General features: G+C 67.6%; 18 protein-coding genes. 10 read left to right on the top strand and 8 right to left on the bottom strand.

What is annotated here, in order from left to right; all coding sequences use genetic code 11:
- Window positions 1–10 precede the first annotated feature (10 nt).
- From ASD78_RS12120 to ASD78_RS12135, 4 genes are all read left to right on the top strand, one after another.
- Window positions 11–709: a DUF969 domain-containing protein gene (locus ASD78_RS12120; RefSeq protein ID WP_055899866.1), complete on the top strand. Its 699-nt coding sequence runs from the start codon at window positions 11–13 to the stop codon at window positions 707–709.
- A complete protein-coding gene (locus ASD78_RS12125) occupies window positions 706–1,659 on the top strand; it encodes a DUF979 domain-containing protein (RefSeq protein WP_055899869.1) in 954 nt (317 codons plus the stop codon). Before ASD78_RS12120 ends, ASD78_RS12125 begins: the two co-directional genes overlap by 4 nt.
- On the top strand, window positions 1,656–2,312 hold the full coding sequence (gene pcp / locus ASD78_RS12130; RefSeq protein WP_056101675.1) for a pyroglutamyl-peptidase I: 657 nt from the start codon (window positions 1,656–1,658) through the stop codon (window positions 2,310–2,312). The genes ASD78_RS12125 and pcp overlap by 4 nt, the downstream gene beginning before the upstream one ends.
- Window positions 2,313–2,480: 168 nt before the next feature.
- Window positions 2,481–2,783, top strand: a complete 303-nt coding sequence (locus tag ASD78_RS12135) for a hypothetical protein (protein ID WP_056101678.1) — start codon at window positions 2,481–2,483, stop codon at window positions 2,781–2,783.
- A gap of 181 nt (window positions 2,784–2,964) precedes the next feature.
- Here ASD78_RS12135 and dcd read toward each other — a convergent pair whose 3' ends face one another.
- Together dcd and apbC are read right to left on the bottom strand one after the other, a co-directional pair.
- Window positions 2,965–3,534, bottom strand: a complete 570-nt coding sequence (gene dcd / locus ASD78_RS12140; RefSeq protein WP_055899878.1) for a dCTP deaminase — start codon at window positions 3,532–3,534, stop codon at window positions 2,965–2,967.
- Between the two features lie 99 nt (window positions 3,535–3,633).
- On the bottom strand, window positions 3,634–4,701 hold the full coding sequence (gene apbC, locus ASD78_RS12145; RefSeq protein ID WP_082575596.1) for an iron-sulfur cluster carrier protein ApbC: 1,068 nt from the start codon (window positions 4,699–4,701) through the stop codon (window positions 3,634–3,636).
- 548 nt (window positions 4,702–5,249) lie between these two features.
- Between apbC and ASD78_RS12150 the strand changes: the two genes are divergently transcribed.
- From ASD78_RS12150 to rnfB, 5 genes are all read left to right on the top strand, one after another.
- Window positions 5,250–8,084, top strand: a complete 2,835-nt coding sequence (locus ASD78_RS12150) for a TonB-dependent receptor (RefSeq protein ID WP_162250170.1) — start codon at window positions 5,250–5,252, stop codon at window positions 8,082–8,084.
- Window positions 8,085–8,495: 411 nt separating this feature from the next.
- A complete protein-coding gene (locus ASD78_RS12155; RefSeq protein WP_055899884.1) occupies window positions 8,496–11,411 on the top strand; it encodes a TonB-dependent receptor in 2,916 nt (971 codons plus the stop codon).
- Window positions 11,412–11,576: 165 nt separating this feature from the next.
- Window positions 11,577–12,011 (top strand): DUF2147 domain-containing protein, encoded by a 435-nt coding sequence (locus ASD78_RS12160; protein ID WP_056101680.1) that lies wholly within the window; start codon window positions 11,577–11,579, stop codon window positions 12,009–12,011.
- A gap of 221 nt (window positions 12,012–12,232) precedes the next feature.
- Window positions 12,233–14,323 (top strand): methionine--tRNA ligase, encoded by a 2,091-nt coding sequence (gene metG / locus ASD78_RS12165; protein ID WP_056101685.1) that lies wholly within the window; start codon window positions 12,233–12,235, stop codon window positions 14,321–14,323.
- Window positions 14,324–14,357: 34 nt separating this feature from the next.
- A complete protein-coding gene (gene rnfB, locus ASD78_RS12170; protein WP_082575598.1) occupies window positions 14,358–14,804 on the top strand; it encodes an Rnf electron transport complex subunit RnfB in 447 nt (148 codons plus the stop codon).
- A 136-nt stretch (window positions 14,805–14,940) separates the two neighbouring features.
- Here rnfB and ASD78_RS12175 read toward each other — a convergent pair whose 3' ends face one another.
- The 6 genes from ASD78_RS12175 to ASD78_RS12200 all read right to left on the bottom strand — a co-directional run bounded on the left by ASD78_RS12175 (window position 14,941) and on the right by ASD78_RS12200 (window position 22,738).
- Window positions 14,941–15,978 (bottom strand): TraB/GumN family protein, encoded by a 1,038-nt coding sequence (locus ASD78_RS12175; RefSeq protein ID WP_056101688.1) that lies wholly within the window; start codon window positions 15,976–15,978, stop codon window positions 14,941–14,943.
- A gap of 22 nt (window positions 15,979–16,000) precedes the next feature.
- The gene (locus ASD78_RS12180) at window positions 16,001–17,014 is read right to left on the bottom strand and encodes a DUF1684 domain-containing protein (RefSeq protein WP_235566490.1); all 1,014 of its coding nucleotides are present in this window, start codon (window positions 17,012–17,014) and stop codon (window positions 16,001–16,003) included.
- A 2-nt stretch (window positions 17,015–17,016) separates the two neighbouring features.
- Window positions 17,017–18,849, bottom strand: coding sequence for a DNA mismatch repair endonuclease MutL (gene mutL, locus ASD78_RS12185; RefSeq protein WP_056101692.1), 1,833 nt, complete (start codon window positions 18,847–18,849; stop codon window positions 17,017–17,019).
- A 158-nt stretch (window positions 18,850–19,007) separates the two neighbouring features.
- Window positions 19,008–20,600: an N-acetylmuramoyl-L-alanine amidase gene (locus tag ASD78_RS12190; protein WP_156087746.1), complete on the bottom strand. Its 1,593-nt coding sequence runs from the start codon at window positions 20,598–20,600 to the stop codon at window positions 19,008–19,010.
- A 129-nt stretch (window positions 20,601–20,729) separates the two neighbouring features.
- A complete protein-coding gene (gene tsaE / locus ASD78_RS12195) occupies window positions 20,730–21,245 on the bottom strand; it encodes a tRNA (adenosine(37)-N6)-threonylcarbamoyltransferase complex ATPase subunit type 1 TsaE (RefSeq protein ID WP_056101913.1) in 516 nt (171 codons plus the stop codon).
- 8 nt (window positions 21,246–21,253) lie between these two features.
- Window positions 21,254–22,738, bottom strand: coding sequence for a bifunctional ADP-dependent NAD(P)H-hydrate dehydratase/NAD(P)H-hydrate epimerase (locus ASD78_RS12200; RefSeq protein WP_056101698.1), 1,485 nt, complete (start codon window positions 22,736–22,738; stop codon window positions 21,254–21,256).
- A 31-nt stretch (window positions 22,739–22,769) separates the two neighbouring features.
- On the opposite strand from ASD78_RS12200, the gene queG reads away from it, so the two are divergent.
- Window positions 22,770–23,864, top strand: coding sequence for a tRNA epoxyqueuosine(34) reductase QueG (gene queG / locus ASD78_RS12205; RefSeq protein ID WP_056101701.1), 1,095 nt, complete (start codon window positions 22,770–22,772; stop codon window positions 23,862–23,864).
- The last annotated feature ends 187 nt before the right edge of the window (window positions 23,865–24,051 follow it).

The raw sequence follows: 24,051 nt of genomic DNA on the forward strand, positions 1-24,051 counted from the left end.
GGATTCCCGCATGAACTACTGGCCCTTGCTGGGCGTCGCCGCCGTCGTGCTCGGCTTCGCCCTGCGCCTCAATCCCGCCCTGGTCGTGGTGGCCGCCGGTTTCGTCACCGGCCTGGCCGCCAAACTCTCGCCGCTGGACGTGCTCGAAGTGCTGGGCAAAGCCTTCACCGACAAACGCTTCCTGCTGCTGTTCCTGCTGACCCTGCCGGTGATCGGGCTGCTCGAACGCCACGGCCTCAAGGAACACGCCCAGGCCTGGATCGCGAAACTGCGCGGCGCGACCATGGGTCGGCTGCTGATCGCCTACCTGCTGATGCGCCAGTTCTTCTCCGCGCTCGGCCTCACCAGCCTGGGCGGCCATCCGCAGACCGTGCGTCCGCTGCTGGCGCCGATGGCCGAAGGCGCGGCCCAGGCGCGCCACGGCGATCTGCCCGAGGACGAACGCCAGCGCATCCGCGCGATGTCCGCCGGCACCGACAACGTCGGCCTGTTCTTCGGCGAGGACATCTTCATCGCCTTCGGTGCGGTGCTGCTGATCCAGAGCTTCTACGTCGAGCACGGCATCCGTCTGGACCCGATCCAGATCGCGTTGTGGGGCATTCCCACCGCGATCTGCGCGTTCCTCATCCACGCCTGGCGCGTGCTGCGTTTCGAACGCCGCCTGGCGCGGCGCATGGCCGAGGCGGACCGCGAGGCGCCGTCGCCATGATCACCCTGACTTACGTTTACTGGCTGCTCGGCGCCTATCTCGCCGCCCTGGCCTGGCGCGGCTGGCGCGACCTCGGCAATCCGCGCCGCCACACCACCGCGCTGTTCTGGGGCCTGCTGTCGTTCCTGCTGTTCGCCGCCGAACACCTGCCGCCGAAACTGGTCGGCGCGATCGTCGTGCTGCTGGCCTTGCTCGCCGGTTTCGGCGGATTGCGCATGGGCCGCTACCAGCAGAGCAGCGCCGAAGAAAAACGCAGCGAAGCCCAGCGCCTGGGCAACCGCCTGTTCTGGCCGGCGCTGCTGATCCCGATCGTGACCCTGATCGGCGCGATGGGGCTCAAGCGCCTGTCCTGGAACGGCACGCCCTTGATCGAGAGCGCCAACGTCACCCTGGTCTCGTTGGCGATCGCCTGCGTGGTCGCGCTGGCCGCCGCGTGCCGGCTGACCCGGCAGACGCCGTGGAGCAGCGTCGAGCAATCGCGCCGCCTGGTCGACTCGATCGGCTGGGCCGCACTGCTGCCGCTGCTGCTGGCCTCGCTGGGCAGCGTGTTCGAAGCCGGCGGCGTCGGCCAGGCCACGGCCGCGGTGGTGCGCTCGGTGATCCCGGTCGACAACGCCTTCGTCGTGGTCGTCGCCTACGCGCTGGGCATGGCTTTGTTCACCATCATCATGGGCAACGCCTTCGCCGCGTTCCCGGTCATGACCGGCGGCATCGCCCTACCCTTGCTGGTGCATCAGCACGGCGCCGATGCCGCCTCGCTGGCCGCGATCGGCATGCTCTCGGGCTATTGCGGCACCCTGATGACGCCGATGGCGGCCAACTTCAACCTGGTGCCGGCGGCGCTGCTGGAACTCAAGGACCCCTACGGCGTGATCCGCGCGCAATGGCCGACCGGCGCGCTGCTGCTGGCCTGCAACGTGCTGCTGATGTACTGGATCGCGTTCCGATGAGCACGCGCAAGCCCGTCGTACTGCTGACCGGATTCGCTCCGTTCGGCGGCGAAACCAGCAACCCCAGCTGGGAAGCGGTGCAGCGTCTGGCCGGCAAGTCGGTGCTCGGCCACCGCATCGTCGCGCGTTGCCTGCCGACCGCGTTCGGCAGCTCGTTGCAGGCCTTGCGCCAGGCGATCCGCGACACCGAACCGGCGCTGGTGCTCTGCGTCGGCCAGGCCGGCGGCCGCGCGCAGCTGTCGCTGGAGCGGATCGCGATCAACATCGACGACGCCCGCATCCCCGACAACGACGGCGCCCGCCCGATCGACGAACCGGTGGTCGCCGGCGGCCCGGCAGCCTACTTCAGCGATTTGCCGATCAAGGCGATGCTCGCGGCCTTGCGCGAGGCCGGCATCCCGGCCGAGGTCTCGCAGACCGCCGGGACCTATGTCTGCAACCACGTCTTCTATGGCCTGATGCACGCGCTGCGCCGCAGCCCCGGCGTACGTGGCGGTTTCGTCCACATCCCGTATTCGCCGGCCCAGGCCGCACTGCACGCGGGCGCGCCTAGCCTGCCGGTGGAGACGGTGGCCGAAGGCTTGCGGATAGCGTTGCGGGTTGCGCTGTCGACGCGCGACGACCGACGTCTGGCGGCGGGCGCGGAGCACTGAGCCACGCTCGATCGATCGCGGCTCTTCTTCCCCTTCGCAAAAGGAGGAGGCCGGGTGTGATGCAAGGCAAACAACAGTGCGTTCGCTCACCGGAGCCGCCCTGCGTTCCGCTTCCATTCGCCCAAGCAACGCGATCATGTCGCCCTTGCCCGCTCATCGGAGAACCCCATGCGCCAGACCCTGTCCGCCGCCTTGCTCTGCACCCTGGCCGTTTTCGCCGCGCCCGCCGCGCACGCCGGCCTGTTCGACAAGAATCCCGACCAGGTCGCGCAGGAAGCCGTGACCAAGAACCTGCGCGCCGTGACCCTGTGGGTCGAAGCCAGCTGGGGCTTCCGCAACCAGGGCGCCGCCAACAACCTCAGCCGCGCCCACCAGTCCTTCACCACGCGCGGCTACAACGTGGTCAGCGTGGAGCCGTATATCGAGAACGGCGACCTGCAGGGCTTCTTCGTGACCTACCAGAAGCCCTGAGTCGCGTACCGCGCTTGGGGGCGGGAGCGGCGTGCGCCGCTCCTTTCGCGGAGCGCGCAACGCATAGGCTCATTCGGGACAGGCGCGTCGCGACCACACTCGCGATTCGCGGAGCCGGACTCATGCCGCTCCGGCGGCCAGCGGCCAGGCCGCGTTGGATCGGGCCTCGACCGATAGCCGCTCAGGTCCGCGGCAGCGTCACGCCGGTCTGGCCCTGGTACTTGCCGCCGCGATCCTTGTACGAAGTCTCGCAGACTTCGTCGGACTGGAAGAACAGCATCTGCGCCACGCCTTCGTTGGCGTAGATGCGCGCCGGCAGCGGCGTGGTGTTGCTGAACTCCAGGGTCACGTGGCCTTCCCATTCCGGTTCCAGCGGGGTCACGTTGACGATGATGCCGCAGCGCGCATAGGTGCTCTTGCCCAGGCAGACCACCAGGGTGTCGCGCGGAATGCGGAAGTACTCGACCGTGCGCGCCAGGGCGAAGGAGTTCGGCGGGATGATGCAGACGTCGTTCTCGATGTCGACGAAGCTGCCCGGGTCGAAATGCTTGGGGTCGACGATGGTCGAGTTGATGTTGGTGAAGACCTTGAACTCGCGCGAGCAGCGCACGTCGTAGCCGTAGCTCGAGGTGCCGTAACTGACGATGCGCTGGCCGTCGGCGGCGTGCTTGACCTGGCCGGGCTCGAACGGCTCGATCATGCCGTGCTGCTCGGACATGCGACGGATCCAACGGTCGGACTTGATGCTCATGCGGGGGGCTCGGGGTCTCAGGGGGGGCGTACTGGGGCGAAAGCGCCGTGACCGGCGATTGTAAGCGAGCCGGCCCGGGGCCGGCCCGCTACGCCTGGGTCAGCCCAGCAGCGAGGCCGAAATCGAGGGCGCCACCCGCGGCCGCAGCGCCAACCGCACCGCCAGATTGCGCGCCGCGGCGCGGTAGGCCCGGGCCGCAGCCGAGTCCGGCGCCGCCACGACCACCGGCACCCCGGCGTCGCCCTGCTCGCGGATCGCGATCTCCAACGGCAGGCTGCCCAGCAGCGGCACCCCGTACTGGGCCGCCATGCGCGCCCCGCCGCCCTCGCCGAACACGTGCTCGGCGTGGCCGCAGTTCGAGCACACATGCACCGCCATGTTCTCGATCAGGCCCAGCACCGGCACCTGCACCTTCTCGAACATCTTCAAGGCCTTGCGCGCGTCCAGCGTAGCCACATCCTGCGGCGTGGTCACGATCACCGCGCCGGCGACCGGAATCTTCTGCGCCAAAGTCAGCTGGATATCGCCGGTGCCCGGCGGCAGGTCGACGATCAGATAATCGAGCTCGCCCCAGCGCGTTTCGTTGAGCAACTGGGTCAGCGCCGAGGTCGCCATCGGACCGCGCCAGATCATCGGCGTGTCCTGCTCGACCAACAGCCCGATCGACATCGCCGCGATCCCGTGCGCCTGCATCGGCTCGATGGTCTTGCCGTCCGGACTGTCCGGCTTGCCGCTCAGCCCGAGCATGGTCGGCACGCTGGGGCCGTAGATGTCGGCGTCGAGCACGCCCACCCGCGCCCCGTCGGCCGCCAGCGCCAGGGCCAGATTCACCGCCGTGGTCGACTTGCCCACCCCGCCCTTGCCCGACCCGATCGCGATCAGATTGCGCACGTTCTCCAGCGGCGCCAGGTTCGGCTGCACGGCGTGGGAGGTGATGCGCTGGCTGATCTCCAGGGTCGCGAGCGTCTTGCCCTCCGCCGCGAGCAGCCCGGCGATGCCCTCGCGCAGCACCGCCTCGACGCCCTGGACCGGGAACCCGCAGGTCAGCGACACCGCCACCCGCCCCTCCGCGTCCACCGCCCGCACTTTGGCGCCGGCTTCGGCGAGGGTGAAGGCGGTGTCGGGTAGCGGCAGGGCCGCGATTTGGGTTTGCAGCTGGTCGCTCAACGGGTCACCTGGGTCTTGGTCATTACGGAAGGCCTTCAACGCCGATACGGCGCGGACCCGACATGATAAGCCCCGCCCCGTCGCAAGGCGCCAAACCGGTGCCTTTCAGTAGCAAAGAACCAGGTGCGGAGAACTTCGGCGAGTGCGTAATCGCCGCGGCATCGGGTAAATCGCACGGAATCGGTGGCGTGGTACCGGCAGACATACTCCATGCGGAATCGATGCATTCGGTATTGAATCGAATCGCGGATCGCGGGACCGGAATATCGAAATGCTCTATGGGCGCGGTATTAAACCGCCTGAAACCACGCTTTTAAGCACATCCAGCGCATGCAGCGGCTAGTGCTGCGCACCGACCGCAACGTAAACAGGCGAGCCCTCCCTACCTTTTTGCGCCGAACCGGTTGACCAGCACTTTGCATAACTTGCCCGTTCGATAAGCACATGCAAACTGCGTTAAGGCCATGTTACGTTCCAGTGCGTCGAGGGGATTGACGACGAAGAAACGGCCAGGGACAGGCCCCATCCAAAAAGTTAGGGGACAACTCATGGAAGTAACCGAGAAGCGGCTGCATCGCAGCCGACTGACTGCTGCACTTTTGGCGGCTTTGATCGCGCCCGCCGCCGGCGGTGCGTTCGCCCAGGACGCCGCACCTGCCCAGCCGCAACCCGCTAGCGATACGCCGACCGACGTCGATGGCGTCACGGTAGTCGGCTCGCGCATCAAGCGCGCCCAGATTGAAGGTCCGGCGCCGGTCACCGTCATCAGCCGCGACGACATCGACAAGCAGGGCTTCCAGACGGTCTCCGACATGCTGTCGTCGCTGACCCAGAACACCACCAACTCGTTCACCGGCGACCTCGCCGTCAACGGGTTCACGCCGAACGCCCAGGTCGTCAACCTGCGCAACCTCGGCCCGGGCTACACCCTGGTCCTGGTCAACGGCCGTCGTATCGCCGACTACCCGCAGCCCTACAACAGCGACCGTTCCTCGGTGAACGTCGGCGCCATCCCGTCCTCGATCATCGAGCGCGTGGAAGTGCTGGCCGGCGGCGCTTCGGCCATTTACGGTTCGGACGCAGTCGCGGGCGTGGTCAACATCGTCACCCGCACCAACTTCGACGGCAACCTGCTGCGCGGCACCGTCGGCACCACCGGCGCCGGCGGCGGCGACAGCGTCAACCTGGAGTACTCGGGCGGCCGCGTCGGCGACAACTGGAGCGTGACCTACGCCCTGCAATACAACTACAACGAGCCGATCTTCGCCTCGCAGCGCGACTTCATGGACGATTTGCGCGACGGTCCGCGCGGCAATCGCGTCGGCCCGAGCCTGTCGCTGGTCGCAATCGATCTGCTCAACCGCAACCGCGCCGCGTACTACCCCGGCCAGGAAGTTTGCGATCGCTTCGGCTTTACGCCCTACCTGTCCGCCACCCGCGGCCAGATCTGCGGGTCGTACGATTCCGTGGCTTCACAATCGCTCTCGAACAAGCGCGAAGCCACCTCCGGCTATGCCTACGGCACCTACGACTTCAGCAACGGCATGCAGGCTTGGAGCAGCTTGATGCTGAACAACTCCGACTCGACGTCCAGCAGCGGCACGGAGTTCTGGGGCACCGGCGGCGATCCGTTCCTGCCCGCCAGCTTCTACTTCGATGAAGGCCTGGGCACCTATGTCCAGCTGCAGCGCGTGCTGACGCCGAAGGAAGTCGGCGGCAATACGGCCGTGACCACCAAGTACCACGAGAAGAGCTACGACTTCGCCACCGGCCTGCGCGGCGACTTCGGCGATCGCTTCGACTGGGACCTGTCGACCTCTTATGGCCGGTACGACTACAAGTCGGATTCGCCGCGCCTGCTCGCCCAGAGCGTGCACGACTACTTCCTCGGCCCACAGACGATCGACGACTACGGCTACGCGCACCACACCCTGAACCTGGACCGCTGGCACACGCCGCTGACCCCGGAACAGTATCGTGCGATGTCGACCCGCGTTATCAACAAGGGCCACACCTCCTCGGCACAGGCCAACTTCGTCGTCAGCGGCGACCTGTTCGACATGCCGGCCGGCGCGGTCGGTTTCGCGGGTACCGTCGAATTCGGTCGCCAGACTATCGACCTCAAGAGCGATCCGCGCACCGATCCCGGCCGTACCCCGGACGCGACCACGCCTTACAACTTGGTGAGCTCGGGCAACATCAAGGGCGAGCGCGACCGCTACGCGATCGGCGCCGAGTTCCGCGTGCCTCTGCTGGACACCTTGAGCGCCCAGCTCGCTGGCCGTTACGACAAGTACGACGACATCACGCAGGTGGACGGCGCCTTCACCTATGGGCTGGGTCTGGAATTCCGTCCGATCGAGCGCTTGCTGCTGCGTGCGAACTACTCCACGAGTTTCCGCGCGCCGGATATGCCGCTGGTGTTCGCCCAGGGCGTGGCTTCGTTCGCCGGTATCGTCGACTACTACGGCTGCCGTTCGGACGGCGACACCGTCACCGAATGCCGTAGCAACAACCACCCGAGCCAGTATCAAACCCTGAACCAGACTGTCGGCAACCCCGATTTGCAGGAAGAAAAGGGTAAGTCACTCACCGCTGGCTTCGTGCTCGACCTGATCGAAGGCATGTCGATGTCCGTCGACTATTACAAGATCACGCTGGACGATCAGGCCACGCGACTGAGCCTGGACTACATCCTGCAGAACGAGGCCAACTGCCGCATCGGCACGCTGCCCGATGGCTCACCGATCCCGCAGGGGCAGAATTCCGCGTTCTGTCAGGACATCCTGTCGCGTGTGACCCGCCAGGTTGCCCCGGGCAATCCCAACGGTCGCATCGTCAATGTCCGCGCGGGCTACATCAATGCGTCGCGCTCCGAGAACACCGGCATCGACGCGACCTGGCGCTACCGCTTCGACACGGACCGCTGGGGCAATTTCGATTTTAACCTGGCCTACAGCCTGAGCCTGGGCGAGAAGTACAAGCAGTTCGAGGAAGACGATCTGATCGACTACCGCGACCGCCTGGACAACGACAACCAGCGCAGCCGCGTCCGCGGCAGCGTGACCTGGGAAAAGGGCGACTGGACGACGACCGTGTTCGGTCAGCGCCTGGGCTCGGCGCCGAACGAGGCCGAAGCAGCTGGCCGGGACGCCGTCACCGGTGTCTATTACGGCGCGCGCCTGCAGCCGTACATGCTCTACAACCTCTCGATCGAGAAGAAGTTCGGCGAGAACATGGAGGCGGCGTTCGTCGTCAACAACGTGCTCGACAACACCCACCGCAAGGATCCGAGCAACACCGCGTATCCGTTCTTCAACCCGTTCATCGGTGCCGACCCGTACGGCCGCGCGTTCTTCCTGCGTCTGTCGTACAAGTTCTGATCCACTGCACTTCGCTGCACAAGAAAGGCCCGGCGCAAGCCGGGCCTTTTTCTTTGGGGCGGCGTAATCCGCAGACCCGACTCATGCGAGAAGAGTCAAAAGCGTGCCTCACGACATTCCTATGCGCATCCCGGCCCACCCCGATTTGAAGCCACAACGCAGGCCGAGCCGTCAATACGCTGGGCGGCACAAAAAGCACACTACGACGTGCAGCAAATGCCAACTTCAAGTACAAATAACAAAACAAATCTAATAAAAACAAATAGTTATATAGACAAGTGAACCAACCAAAAATTTGTGATCGTGTGATGACATCAGCGTTAACGGCATGTTAAGTTCGCCGGTAAGGGGACAGCTTTACGCCAAGGTCGGCACACAAGAAAACATCTAGTTCATTTGGGGGACAACCTAATGGCAGTTCGCAACGCAAACGGCCTGCAGCGCAGCAGGCTGACGGCGGCGCTTATCAGCGCCCTGGTCCTTTCGGTCGCCGGCACGGCGAGCGCGCAGGACAGCACCACGCAAGCTCAGGAACCGGCTAAGGAAAAAGCCACCGATATCGACGGCGTGACCGTCGTCGGTTCGCGTATTAAGCGCACTGAAATCGAAGGCCCGGCTCCCGTCACGGTGATCACCCGCGCCGATATCGATCGCGAGGGCTTCCAGACCGTCGGCGATATGCTGCAAACCCTTACGCAGAACACCACGGCTTCGTTCACCGGCGACCTGGCCACCGGCGGATTCACCCCGAACGCCCAGGTCGCGAACCTGCGCAACCTCGGCCCGGGCTACACGCTGACGCTGATCAATGGCCGTCGTCCGGCGCAGTATCCGCAGCCGTACAACCGCGACAACAACGTGGTCAATGTCCGCGCCATTCCGTCCGCGATCATCGAGCGCGTGGAAGTGCTGACCGGCGGCGCATCGGCGATCTACGGTTCCGACGCGGTCGCCGGCGTAGTCAACATCGTTCTGCGCGAAAATTACGAAGGCAATCAGGTCCGCATGACCGCTGGTACCACCAGCAACGGCGGCGGCGACAGCATCAACGTCGAATACACCGGCGGCGCGACCGGCGATCGTTGGAGCGCGGTGTGGGCCCTCCAGTACGGCAATATGGAGCCGGTCTTCGCTAGCCAGCGCGATTTCCTGTCCGACACGCGCAAGGGCCCCTTGGGTCCGAACCTCACCAATCCGGCGCTGTCGCTGATCGCCATCCGCGGCAACACCACGGTCAACGGCGCGGCCAACCGCAACGCCTATTACCCGGGCCAGGCCGCCTGCGATCGCTTCGGCTACACCACCCGCACGACAGCCACTCGCGGCACCTACTGCGGTTCGTTCACCCAGCCGGCTTCGCGTTCGATCTCCAACGCCAACGAGTTCTATTCGGCTTACGGCTATGGCACCTTCAACATCTCCGACACCCTGACGGCGTTCGCCAGCGCCACGTACTACGATTCGCAGGCCAAGGCCAGCTCGGGTACGGAGTTCTGGGGCACCTCCGGCGATCGTTTCAACCAGACCAGCACCGGCGGCACCAACGCGTTCTACTACGATCCGCAGTTCGGCTCGTTGATCCAGCTGCAGCGCGTGTTCAATCCGTTCGAGCTCGGCGGCCCGGAAGCGGCGACGACGAAGTTCGACGAAAGCACCTACGATGTCAGCGCCGGCTTGATGGGCACCTTCGCCGACCGCTTCGACTGGGAAGTGTCCGGCCAGTACGCCAAGTACGAGTACACGGCCGATCGCCCGCGACTGCTGGCCAAGGCAGTGCATGACTACTTCCTGGGCCCGCGCCTGGGCTTCAGCAACTCCACGGGCACTGGCGCCGGCATCTATCCGATTTACCGCCTGGATCTGAACCGCTGGACGACGCCGTTCACGCCCGAGCAGTACCGGGCCGTGGCCACGCGCGTGATCAACGAAGGCGACACCAGCTCCGCGTCCTTCAACTTCAACATGAGCGGCGATCTGTTCGACCTTCCCGCCGGCCCGCTCGGCTTTGCCGCCACATTGGAAGCGTCCCGTCAGACGGTCGATCTGCGCAGCGATCCGCGCACCGATCCGCTGCGCCCGGCCGACAGCCAGACGATCTACAACCTGGTCAGTTCGGGCCGTACCGAAGGCGAGCGCGACCGCTACGCGATCGGCGCCGAGCTCCGCGTGCCGATCTTCAGCATGCTGACCGCTCAGCTGGCCGGACGCTACGACAAGTACGACGACATCACTCAGGTGGACGGCGCGTTTACCTATAACCTGGGCCTGGAGTTCCGTCCGTTCGAGAACCTGTTGCTGCGCGGCTCCTATGCCACCAGCTTCCGCGCACCGGACATGCAGCTCGTCTACGCACAGGGCGCGGCGTCCTTCGCTGGCGCACTGGACGAATACTCCTGCCGTTCCGGTACCGGTCCTGCCGCTGGCCTGGGCCCGCGTACGCGCTCGCAGTGCAACGTGACCGCCGACCCGACCATCTATCAGGTCCAGACCACCATCGCCGGCAATCCCAATCTCGAGGAAGAGAAGGGCAAGTCGTTCGGCTACGGTTTCGTGTGGGACATCATGGAAGGCATGAACATCTCGGTCGACTACTACCGTATCGAACTCGAAGATGCTGCTTCGCAGTTGGGTTCGGACTACATCCTGCAGTCCGAAGCGGCTTGCCGCCTGGGCACCTATAGCGATGGTCGTCCGGCCCCGAATGCGGCGTTCTGCGCCAATATCATGGGCCTGGTCACGCGCACCGTCGCTCCCGGCACCGGCCTCGACGGCCGCCTGGAACGCATCAACGACGCCTACATCAATACCGCCCTGCAAGACACCAGCGGCATCGATGCGACCTATCGCTACAAGTTCGACACCGACCGTTGGGGCGACTTCGACCTCTCGCTGGGCTACTCGCTGGTGCTGACCAACAAGTACAAGCAGTTCGACGACGAAGAGCTGATCGACTACCGCGATCTGCCGCCGCAGGTCTTCTACCCCGAGCGCAGCCGCGTGCGCGGTTCGATCACCTGGTCCAAAGGCGATTGGTCCACCACGGTGTTCGGCACCCGCTACGGTTCGGCTTTCAGCAATGCCGAAGCTTCCGGCGTGAACGCCGCCGGTGGCGAATACGGCCGTCGTCTGCAGCCTTACATGCTGTACAACCTGCAGGTCCAGAAGAAGTTCAGCGAGAGCGTCATGGCCCAGTTGAGCGTGATCAACGTGCTGGATAACCAGTACCGTCAAGACAACAGCGAAACCGGTTATCCGTTCTTCAACTACCCGATCGGCGCCGATCCGCTGGGCCGTCGCGTTTACCTGAGCCTGACCTACAAGTTCTGATCGATTCTATTGTTGTCCCCGAGAAGCCCGGCGCAAGCCGGGCTTCTTTTTTGCCCCTCCCGACCGCCCCGCCCCGGGTTCCATACGCCGACGGATGCGGTATAAAGATGGTCAGCCGCGGGAACGCCGCGCGGTTCGAACCATGCCTATCCCTGGGAGGGGAACATGCGTACCAAACTGTTAGCACTGCTCCTGCTCGCGCTGCCCATGGCGGCGTTCGCGCAGACCACGCCGGTCGGCAACTGGGTCACGATCGACGACAAGACCAAGAAGCCCAAGTCGGTGGTCGAAATCTACGAAGCGAAGGACGGCCGCCTCGCCGGCCGCGTCACCAAGGTCCTGCAGTCCGACCGCGGCCCGCACCCGGTCTGCGACAAGTGCTCGGGCGACCGCAAGGACAAGCCGGTCGAAGGCATGGTCATCCTGTGGGGCGTGCGCAAGCACGGCGATACCTGGGAAGACGGCAAGATCCTCGACCCGGCCACCGGCAAGATCTACTCGGTGAAGGTCACGCCTGTCGACGGCGGCAAGAAGCTGGACGTGCGCGGCTTCATGGGCTTCTCGCTGCTGGGCCGGACCCAGACCTGGGTTCGCCAGTAACCGCCAGCGCTGCAGTTGCGATAACGACGACCCGGCCTCGGCCGGGTCGTTTCGTTTGGGGCGGCCGGAAGGGGCGAAAAAACGCGGCAACCGCGCGATATGCGGCCGCGGCGGGGACCGATCGCGGCTCACGCCGCTCCCACAGGAAGCGGGAGGGGTCGGGGCGGCCCTGCATCGGTCGCATGCCATAATTCCCGGCCTCCCACCGCAATGCGCCGCCCATGTCCCGCGAGTTCGTCGTCACCTGCGCCCTGCCCTATGCCAACGGGCATCTGCATCTTGGCCACCTGGTCGGCTACACCCAGGCCGATATCTGGTGCCGCGCGCAGCGCATGTCGGGCCACCGCGCCTGGTACGTCTGTGCCGACGACACCCACGGCACGCCGATCATGCTGGCGGCCGAAAAGGCCGGAGTCAGCCCGGAGGCCTTCATCGCCGGCATCCAGGCCAGCCACGAGCGCGACTTCGCCGATTTCGGCGTCGCCTTCGACCATTACGACTCGACCAACTCGGCCGGCAACCGCGCCCTGACCGAGGCGTTCTACGCCAAGCTCGACAACAACGGCCATATCTCGCGGCGTTCGGTCGCGCAGTTGTACGACCCGGTCAAGGGCATGTTCCTGCCCGACCGCTACGTCAAGGGCATCTGCCCGAACTGCGGCACGCCCGACCAGTACGGCGACAACTGCGAGAACTGCGGCGCGACCTACGCCCCGACCGAGCTCAAGGAGCCGCGTTCGGTGGTCAGCGGCGCGACGCCGGAGCTGCGCGAGTCCGAGCACTTCTTCTTCGAGGTCGGCGGCTTCGAGGCCTTCCTGCGCGAGTGGCTGAGCGGCGACGTCGCGATCCCGGGCGTCAAGGCCAAGCTGCTGGAATGGCTGGATGCCGAGGGCGGCCTGCGCGCCTGGGACATCTCGCGCGATGCGCCCTACTTCGGCTTCGAGATTCCCGGCCATCCCGGCAAGTACCTGTACGTGTGGCTGGACGCGCCGATCGGCTACCTGAGCAGCTTCCAGGCCCTGTGCGAACGCGAGGGCCTGGACTTCTTCTCCTACCTCACCCACGACAGCCAGGCCGAGCTGCACCATTTCATCGGCAAGGACATCGTCACCTTCCACGGCCTGTTCTGGCCGGCGGTGCTGCACGGCGTCGGTTTCCGCGCGCCGACCCGGCTGCACGTCAACGGCTATCTGATGGTCAACGGCGAGAAGATGTCGAAGTCGCGCGGCACCTTCATCCAGGCCCGCACCTACCTCGACGTCGGCCTGGAGCCGGAAGCGCTGCGCTATTACTTCGCGACCAAGACCGGCGGCGGCGTCGACGACGTCGACCTCAACCTGGCCGACTTCGTCGCCCGCGTGAACGCCGACCTGGTCGGCAAGTTCGTCAACCTGGCCAGCCGTTGCGCCGGTTTCATCGAGAAGCGTTTCGACGGCCGGCTCGCCGCCGCGTTGCCGGAACCGGCGACCTATGCGCGTTTCGTCGAACAGTTGCAGCCGATCGCGCAGGCCTACGCGCGCAACGAAGCCGCGACCGCGCTGCGCCTGACCATGGCCCTGGCCGACGAGGCCAACAAGTACATCGACGAACGCAAGCCGTGGGTGCTGGCCAAGCAGGATGGCGCCGACGCCGAACTGCAGTCGGTGTGCACGCAGGGCCTGAACCTCTTCCGCGTGCTCGCCGCTGCGCTCAAGCCGGTATTGCCGCGCGTGTCGGCCCAGGCCGAAGCCTTTCTGGCCGCGCCGGTCGCGATCTGGAGCGATCTGGACGCACCGCTGCTCGCCCAGCGCATCCACAGCTACACGCCCTTGTTCACCCGTATCGACCCCAAACACATCGAGACCATGATCGAAGCCTCCCGCGAGTCCTTGAAGCCCGAATCGCCGAAGCCCGCCGACAGCGACAGCGTCGTCGCCGCTCCCGTCGCCAAGACCGCCACCGCGACTGCGACTGCGCCGGCCACCGCCGGCAACGCCGCCGCGACCATCGGCATCGACGACTTCGCCAAGCTCGACCTGCGCGTGGGCAAGGTGCTGGCCTGCGAGTTCGTCGAGGGTTCCGACAAGCTGCTGCGTTTCGAACTCGACGCCGGCGACCTGGGCAAGCGCCAGATCTTCTCCGGCATCCGCGGCTCCTACGCCGAGCCGGACAAGCTGGTCGGCCGCAACGTGGTGTTCATCGCCAACCTGGCGCCGCGCAAGATGCGCTTCGGCCTCAGCGAGGGCATGATCCTGTCGGCCGGTTTCGACGGCGACGGTCTGCACCTGCTCGACGCCGACAGCGGCGCGCAGCCGGGCATGCCGGTCAAGTAAGCCGGCCCAGCCACGGCCCGCTCCGGCCGCAGCCATGTCCCTGCCGCCCACCGCTCCGAACGAAGCCGCCGACCTGGTCGAGCGGCTCGATCGCCTGCTGCCGCAAACCCAGTGCGGCCAATGCGGCTACGCCGGTTGCCGTCCCTACGCCGAGGCGATGGCCCGGGGCCAAGCCGGCGTCGACCATTGCCCGCCCGGCGGCGACGCCGGCGCGCGCGCATTGGCGCATTTGCTGGGCGTGCCCGCGCGCCCTTACGACCGCACCCGCGGCAGCCACAAACCGGCGCCGGTGGCGGTGATCGTCGAAGCCGATTGCATCGGCTGCACCAAGTGCATCCAGGCCTGTCCGGTCGACGCCATCATCGGCGCGGCCAAGCACATGCACACCGTGATCGAACCGCTGTGCACCGGCTGCGAGCTGTGCGTGCCGGCCTGCCCGGTGGACTGCATCGTGCTGGAACCGGCGCGACCGGCCGCCTAAGTCGCACCCACGCTTCGTAGGGTGCGGGGAGCGCAAGCGAAGCGCATCGTCCGCCCGTTTCGCTCGGATCTATCGAATCTCTCTCACTGCGCGGCACGGTGCGGTTCGCTTGCGCTCACCGCACCCTACGCCGGGCTCAACGCTTGCTGGGCTGACCCTTGGCCGGCGCAGGGGCGCCGGTTGCCGGCGCGACCGGCGCCAGATCGGCGGTGCCGACCTTGCAGGCCGAGCACACGCGCTCGATCTTGTAACCCTTGGCGCGCAGCTTCTCGACCACGCCGTCCTGGCCGAGCAGGTGCAAGGCGCCGACCACGATCAGGGTGTCGTCCTTCTTCGACTCGTCCAGCATCTTCTGGATCTGCGGCACCCAGGCGTTGTTGCGCTCGACGTTGACCAGGCGATACGTCTCCGGCGCCTTCTGCTTCATCTCGACGCGGGTGAGTTCGTCGAGCTTGCCGAGGTCGGCCGCGCGCCAGGCGTTGTGCATGTCCGCGAGCATGCCCGGCATTTCGGTGGGCTTGTCGACGAAGTCGCGCAGGCCCTCGATCTGTTCCGGCATCGGCGACGAGTCCAGCACCGCGATCTGCTCGTCCATCGATTCCAGGCCGCCGGTGGGCTTCTTGGCCGCGGCCGCGCGCTCCATCAAGTGCTGGTCCAGGCCCAGCTTCGGGCTGAAACCCATCGCCTGCGATACGCCCAGCATCAGCGACAGGTTCACGAACCAGGGCTCGTAGCCGTCCAACGTGGCGACCGGGACGCCCTGCTTGCCCAGCAGGCGGGCGAGCTTTTCGCGCAGGTCGGCAGGCAGCACCTGGCTGAGCTTGCGGCCGTCGGAGTAACCGACCGCGGCCATGAATTTGGCCGCTGCGCCGGGGTCGTTGATCTGCTCCGGCGGCACTTCGAACACCAGCTTGTCGGCGGCCGCGAACGCGGCGTCGACGTCCGGCGACACCGGATAGTCGTCGCTCTTGAGCAGGTGGAACGAACCCAGCAGATACACCGCGTTGTCGGCGTCGGACACCTTCCACAGCAAGGGCACCGGCGGTGCCTTGGCCGTCGCAGGCGCCTCGGTCTTGTCCGGCGCTGCGTCCTGCGCGGAGGCGATCGCCGGGCTCAGCGCGGCGAGGATCAGGGCGCAGGGCAGCAGGCGCTTGAGTGGGTTCGATCGGAGCATGAGGTGTCGTCCTTGGAATGGGTCAATGCGCGCCGGCGTATGCCTTCTCGCCGGCGGTGACGGCCAGGTCGAGGCGGTTTTCCTGCGGCGGCAGCGGGCAAGTCGCGAACGCGGTGAACGCGCACGGCGGGTTATAGGCCTTGTTGAAATCGAGCATCACGCGGCCGCCGATGCCCGGCTTGGGCGCATCGAGGAAACGTCCGGCGCCGTAGCTGCCGTGGCCGTTGGTGCGGTCGGCGAAGACCAGGAACAGTTCGTCGCCGCCTTCGTCGAGGGCTTCGATGCGGTAGTTCTTGCCGTCGCGTTCGAATTCCACATAACCGGGATTGGGCACCTGCTCGGTGGTGCCGACGATGTTGGCGATGGCCAGGGTCTTGCCCGGCGGATGCGCGACGAACTTGCTGTCGACCACCCAGCCGGCGTCGGCCTGCCAGTACGGAATGTCCTTGAAGCCGCTCCGGGTGGGCGCGTCCGCGTGCTTGACCCGCAAGGCGTAACGGTCGCCGCGCTTGATCACGGTCAGGATGCCCTTGCCCTCGTCGAAACCGAGCTTGCTCGGCCCGGCGGGATCGGTATCGATGCGCAGCGCGGTCGCGCCCTTGAGCGGCTGCTCGTCGAGCGTGAACGCGGTGCCGCGCTCGGGCACGAAGCGCACCGTGCCGTCCTTCTTCAGATCGATCATGCCGAAGTGGCCGGGGCCCATGGCCACGCGAATGCCGTTGTCGGCCTCGCTGCCGAAATAATGCGGACCCGGATCCAACCAGTGCAGGCCGATCAGGCTGGTCCAACCGTCGGGCTTGGTCAGATTGGCCTTACGCTCGTCGCGCCAGACCTGTTGCTCGCCGACGAAGGCCGCACTGGTGGGCTTGCTCGGCGGCGCGTCGGCTTGCGCGCTCGCGGGGGTGTCGGCGCCGGCGGCGTCGAGGTCGCTTTCGGAACGCTCGCCGCCGCCGCAAGCGGTCAGGCCGAGGCAGAGCACGATCGGGGACAGCAGCATCAGGAGCGGCAGCAGTCGCGGCATAGTCGGCAGTCGCATTCTTAACGTCCTCGCAGGAACCAGCGGTCGATTTCGGACAGGCTGAAACGGGCCCAGGTCGGCCGGCCGTGATTGCATTGGCCGGAACGCTCGGTCGCTTCCATTTCGCGCAGCAGCGCGTTCATTTCGGGCAGGGTCAGGCGGCGGTTGGCGCGCACCGCGCCGTGGCAGGCCATGGTCGACAGCAGCTCGTCGCGCGCGGCGGCGACCCGGCGCGATTCGCCGTGTTCGCGCAAGTCGGCGAGCACGTCGCGCAGCAGCGCCTCGACGTCGCCGTGCGCGAGCAGGGCCGGCACCGCGCGCAGCGTCAGCGACTGCGGGCCGCTGCGGGTCACGTCGAAGCCCAATGCGGCCAGGGTGTCGGTTTCGCGCTCGGCGACCTCGGCCTCGCGTTCGGACACGGCCAGCGTCGCCGGCACCAGCAACGGCTGGGTGCGCAGGCCTTCGCCGTCGTGCGCGGCCTTGAGCTTCTCGTAGCCGATGCGTTCGTGGGCGGCGTGCATGTCGACCACGATCAGGCCTTCGGCGCTTTCGGCCAGCACGTAGATGCCGTGCAGCTGGGCGACCGCATAGCCCAGCGGCGGCAGGCTGGCGTCGTCGCTGTGCGGCAGCGCCGGCCGCGGTGCGCTGTCGAACCCCGGCGTCGGCGCGTAGCTGGGATAGGACGGCGCGGCGACGGTGCCGTTGGGCGCGCCGTACAGCGCGGCGTAGCCGGCGCGGGTTTCCTCGACCTGGAAGCCCAGCGGCCGGGTCGGCGCGCTCCAGTTGTACGAGGGCTGCGCATCGGTCGCCTGCGCCATCGCGCCGGCATCGGCGTGAGCCGGCAGCGGCGCGGCGCCGGCACGGGTCTCGGCCAGGGCATCGTGCAGGGTGCGGTAGACGAAGTCGTGGATCAGGCGCGAATCGCGGAAGCGGACCTCGTGCTTGGCCGGGTGCACGTTGACGTCGACCCGGCGCGGATCGAGTTCCAGGAACAATACATAGGCCGGCTGACGGCCGTGGAACAGCACGTCGGCGTAGGCCTGCTTGACCGCATGCGCGACGCTGCGGTCGCGCACCGCGCGGCCGTTGACGTAGAGGTATTGCTGGTCGGCGCTGGCGCGGTTGTACGCGGGCTGCGCGATCCAGCCGTGCAGGCGCAGGCCGGCGCCGCTGTGGTCGACGCGCAGCGCATTGCGCGCGAACTCCTCGCCCAGGGTTTCGTTGATGCGCGCGTCCGAAAGCAGGTCGCCCTCGCCTTTCCAGCGCCGCGAAGGCTTGCCGTTGTGGGAGACGCGCAGTTCCACGTCCGGCCGCGCCAGGGCGAGCTGGCGCAGCCATTCCTCGATGTGGCCGAGTTCGGTGCGTTCGGCCTTGAGGAACTTGCGCCGCGCCGGCACGTTGAAGAACAGGTCGCGCACTTCGACCGTGGTGCCCTGCGGGTGCGGCTTGGGCGCGACCGCGCCGACCCGGCCGCCGTCGACTTCCAGGCTGGCGCCGTGTTCGGTGTCGATCCGGCGCGAGACCAGGGCGAAACGGCTGACCGAGGCGATCGACGGCAGGGCTTCGCCGCGGAATCCCAGGGTGGCGACGCCTTCGAGGTCGTCTAGGGAGGCGATCTTGCTGGTCGCGTGGCGCGAGATCGCCAATGGCAGTTCGTCGGCGGCGATGCCGGCGCCGTCGTCGCGAATCCGGATCAGGCGTACGCCGCCCTCTTCCAGGTCGATGTCGATGCGCATGGCGCCGGCATCGAGCGCGTTCTCGACCAGCTCCTTGACCACCGAGGCCGGGCGCTCCACGACCTCGCCGGCCGCGATCTGGTTGATGAGGGTGTCGGGAAGTTGACGGATGGCCACGAATGCGGACGCCGCAGCGGCGCCAGGAAAGGATCGAAGCCGATGATAGCGGTTAGGCCGCGGCTTCCGCGATCCGTTTTACGCTTTCGCGACGCAGGACCGCACTCGCGATCGCCAGGCCGACACCGGTCGCGGCCGGTATCGCCCGCATGGGCCGATCAGGGGCTGCCGCCGCCCGCGCCCATCGCCACCGGCTCGGCCTCGGCGCGCGCGGCGTACATCGTGCCCGGCGGCGGTTGGCGGGTGAAGTAGGTGTTGACGCCGTCGAGCACGGCGCGGGCGAGCGCGCGCTGGTGCGCGGGATCGGTCAGGCGGCGCTCTTCGTCCGGATTGGAGATGAAGGCGGTCTCGACCAGCATCGCCGGCATGTCCGAAGTCCGCAGCACGGCGAAATTGGCGCGCTCGATTTGCGGCTTGTGGTTGCTGCCGACGCGCTTGAGGCCGTCCAGCACATGCGCGGCCGCGTCTTCCGAGGCCTTCATGTGGCCGCTCTGGGTCAGGTCCAGCAGCACCGAGGTCAGGGTGTTGTCGGCTTCCTGCAGGCGCACGCCGCCGACCAGGTCGGCCGAGTTTTCCTTGTCCGCGAGCCAGCGCGCGCGCTGCGAGGACGCGCCCTTCAGCGACAGCACGTAGACCGAGGAACCCTTGGCGGCGCGATTTTCGGCGGCGTCGGCGTGAATCGAGACGAACATGTCGGCCTTGGCCTGGCGCGCGAGCTGGGCGCGACGCGGCAGCGGGATGAACACGTCGCTGTCGCGGGTCAGGTAGGCCTTGAGGCCGGGCGTGGCGTTGATCTGGCGCGCCAGTTCGCGCGCGATCGCCAGGGTCACGTCCTTTTCGCGCTTGCCGGCCTGGCCGATCGCGCCGGGATCCTGGCCGCCATGGCCGGGATCGATGGCGATGATGAGCGGGCGCATGCCGCGGCCGCGCATCACGTCCCTCATGGTCTTGACCGCGCCGGGCGTGATGGCCTCGATGTCCGGCGGCGGCGGATTGCTCGCGGCGGCGCCGGGCATCGGCGTCGGCACGCCGGTGGCGACGCGGGTAGGCACGCCCGTGGCAATACGGGTGGGCACGCCAGTGGCGACGGTGGTCGGCACCTGCGGCGACGGCGCGGCAACGACGGGCGCAGCCGCCGGCGGCGCGGCGGCCGGCACCGAGGTAGCGGCCGCGTTGCGTGCAGCGAGTTCGGAAATCAGGCGCGTGGTCGCGGCCGCGGACGCGGCGGCCTGGTCGACGCCGCTGGTTTCGGACACGGTGGCGATGGCGGTCGGCGGCGTGGCCGTCGGTGGCGCAGGCGCGCGCTGTGCGGGAATCGAAGGCGCAGTAGCTGGCGGTGCGGAAGTCGTCGGCGCGGTCGGCGCGGCGGCAACGGCTTGCGGCTCGGCGCCGTCGCCCGGCCATTCCAGCACCAGGCGCGCGCCGTTGGCGCCCGGCTCGATGCGCGGCTTGAGCGCCGCGACCGGCTGGGCGAGATCGAACACGATGCGCACGGTGCCCGGCGCAGGCTGGCCGGTGCGTACCGATTTGACGATGCCGGTGCCGGCCGGCAGGCGCAGGCCCTTGGCCAGCGACGAGGCCGGGAGGTCGACCGCGAGGCGGTCCGGGCCCTTGAGCGAGATCAGCTTGAATTCGGTGCCGCGGTCCAGGGCGATCTCGGCGCGGGTGCCGGTGGCCCCGGTGCCGAGTTCCAAGCCCTTGATTTCACTGGCCTGCGCGAGATTCCAGGCCAGCGCCGCAAGCAGCGCCATGCCGAGCAGGAATTTCTGGACGGTGGCCCCTTTTACGCGCATGGGCGGTAGTCAAGCACCAGGGCGCGATAAAAGCAAGCACTTTTCCCTTACGAATCCGGCACCTGCCGCCACTTCCTGTGGAAACGTTCAGGAGTCGGCCGCAAGCTCCGGGGTGGCGACCGCGGCCCGGACCCAGCCCCGCCCCGCCGCCGAGCCCGGCACCAGCCGGGCCGAACGCCCTGCCCCGGCCACCGCCAGCTCCACCCGCAAGTCGGCCGGCGGCAGCGCGCCGCGGCCGCGGTCGGGCCATTCGATCAGCCACAGCACCGCTTCGTCGCCGTCCAGGCCGAGGAATTCCAGTTCGCCGGCATCGCCGATGCGGTACAGGTCCAAATGCCAGGCTTCGCTGCCCGCCGCGAGCGGATAACGCTCGACCAGGGTGTAGGTCGGACTGCGGATCGCGCCTTGCACGCCCAGCGCGCGCAACAAGGCGCGCGCGAGCGTGGATTTTCCGGCGCCGAGATCGCCGCTGAGATGTACGACGGCGCGCGCCGGCCGCGTGCGCGCGAGCGCGGCGCCCAAGGCATCGGTGGCATCGGCATCGGACAAGGTCAGCGCGAACGCATCGTGTTCGTACGCGGTGGCGGTCGTATTCGACGACATCGGCGGCACTACTCCGGATTGGCCAGACGCCGCAGCCACGGCATCAGATCGGTGGGCAACAAACCGCGCTCGCCGCCGTCGCGCGCAGCGGCATCGCCGGCAGCGGAATGCAGCAGGGCGCCGCAGACTGCGGCATCGAACGCATTCAATCGCTGCGCACGCAAGGCGGCGATGGTACCGCTGAGCACGTCGCCCATGCCGCCCACGGCCATGCCGGGATTGCCTGCGGCGATCACGCAAGGCTCGAGATCGGGCGCGACCACGATGGTGCCCGCCCCCTTCAACACGATCGCGCAGCCGTAGCGAACGCGCAACGCGCAGGCCGCGGCGAAACGATCGGCCTGCACCTGTGCGGTGTCCATACCGAGCAGCCGCGCCGCTTCGCCAGGATGCGGCGTGAGCACACTGTCTTCGCGCAGGCGTCGCGGCTGTTGCGCCAACAGATTCAGCGCGTCGGCGTCGAGCAACAAAGGCATACCGCTATCGAGCGCGCAGGCATACAGCTCCCGGCCCCAATCCGCCTGCCCCAGGCCGGGGCCCAAAGCGACGAAGTCCGCGCGTTGCAAAGCCTCGCGCAACTGGGCCGCATCGCGCACTTCGCGCGGCATCGCTTCGGGCAAACGGGACAGCAGCGCGGTCACATGCTCGGCACGCGTGGCGACTTCGACCAGACCGGCGCCGCTGCGCAGCGCCGCTTGCGCGCACAACACGATCGCGCCGCCGCTGCCGTGATCGCCGCCGACGCAGAGCACGCGACCGTTGCGGCCCTTGTGACTATCGCGCGAGCGCGGCGACAGCCAGCGGCGCAGATCCTGGGCGCGCACGGCTCGCGCGACGGGCGCGCGATCGAATGCGCCGGGTCCGACCTGCAAATCCGCCAGGGCGCGTTCGCCGATATGGTCCAGCGCCGCGCCGGTGGTCAAACCGATCTTGCGCGCGATGAATTCGATGGTGCAGTCCGCGACCACGGCCGGGGCATACGCAGCGCCGCGATCGGCATCGATGCCGCTGGGCACGTCCAAGGCCAGCACCGGCGCCGGCTGCGTATTGATCGCTTCGATCAACACCGCAGCTTCGCTATCCGGCGCGCGCGACAGACCGATACCGAATAAAGCATCGACCACGACATCGGCCTGCAGCGCGCCGCCGTCGTAGATCTCGCTGCGTCCGCCGGCATTTGCGTAGTCGCCGGCGGCGCGGCGTGCGAGTTCGCTGCGCGGCGCATGCGCGCCCAGATGCAGCACGCACACGTCGCGCCCGCCCGCATGAGCATGAGCGGCCAGTACGTAGCCATCGCCGCCGTTGTTGCCGGGCCCGCAGACCACCACGATCCGCTGCGCCGCCGGCCAACGCCGCAGCAACTCGCGCCAGGCCGCCGCGCCGGCGCGGCGCATCGGCTCGAACGCGTCGCCGAGCTCGGCGGCCGCGCGCGTCTCGGCCACGCGCAGGGCGGCAGCGTCGTAAAGAGCGGAATCGTCGGCAAAAACGGGCATTGGCATCGCACGATTCTATACTTGCCATATCGTGAGTCCGCACCCCGCCAGCCCGGAACCGACATCCGCCGCCGCACCCGACTACGCGGCGCTGGCCCTGCGTATCCGCGATCTGGCGCGCGAGCTGGGTTTCCAGCGCTGCGGCATCGCCGGGATCGAGCTTGGGCCGGACGAGGACTATCTGCGCGATTGGCTGGCGCAGGGCCTGTACGGCTCGATGGACTGGATGGCGCGCCACGGCGAGCTGCGTTCGCGGCCGCAGGAGCTGATCCCGGGAACCCTGCGGGTGATCTCGGTCGGCCTGGACTACGGCCGCAACGACGACGACGACGCCTGGGCCACCCTCGCCGACCGCGAACGCGCCTACGTCGCCCGCTACGCGCTGGGCCGCGACTATCACAAGCTGATGCGCCAGCGCCTGCAGCGTCTGGCCGACCGCATCGGCGAGACCGTGGGCCCGTTCGGGCATCGCGTATTCGTCGATTCGGCGCCGGTGCTGGAACGCGCCCTGGCGCGCAACGCCGGCCTGGGCTGGATCGGCAAGCACACCTGCCTGATCGACAAAGACGGCGGCTCCTGGTTTTTCCTGGGCGAGATCTACGTCGACCTGCCGCTGCCGGTCGACGCGCCGGCCAGCGCGCATTGCGGCACCTGCGTGCGCTGCATCGAGGTGTGCCCGACCCAGGCCATCGTCGCCCCGCATCGGCTCGATGCGCGCCGCTGCATCGCCTACCTGACCATCGAGCACGAAGGCGCGATCCCCGAGGAACTGCGGCCGGCGATCGGCAACCGCATTTTCGGCTGCGACGACTGCCAGCTGGTCTGCCCCTGGAACAAGTTCGCCAAGCGCACCGACGAGCCCGACTTCCGCGCCCGCAACGATCTCGACCGCGCCAGTCTGGCGCAGCTGTTCGCCTGGAGCGAAGCCGAGTTCCTGCAGCGCACCGAAGGCTCGGCGATCCGCCGCAGCGGCCACGAGCGCTGGCTGCGCAACATCGCCGTCGCGCTGGGCAATGCGCCGGGCACGCCGGAAGTGATCGATGCATTGCGCTCGCGCCGCGACGCCGACAGCGCGGTGGTGCGCGAGCATGTGGAGTGGGCGCTGGCGCGGCATGGCGTCGATTGAGATTGCCGCAGGCGCTTTGGGGTAGGAGCGGCGTAAGCCGCGACCGAAGATTCGCGAGGCGCCGCAAGCGTCCCTATTACCAGGCGCTCCCGACGTCAGTCGCCATTCGACTGCGCTCGCAGCGCCGCGAAGTCACTTGACCCCCGCCTTCGCGGGGATGACCAGCTATCGAGCGTCGCTACGCAGG

It is taken from the genome of Lysobacter sp. Root667, from assembly GCF_001427715.1.
GTDB lineage: Bacteria > Pseudomonadota > Gammaproteobacteria > Xanthomonadales > Xanthomonadaceae > Lysobacter.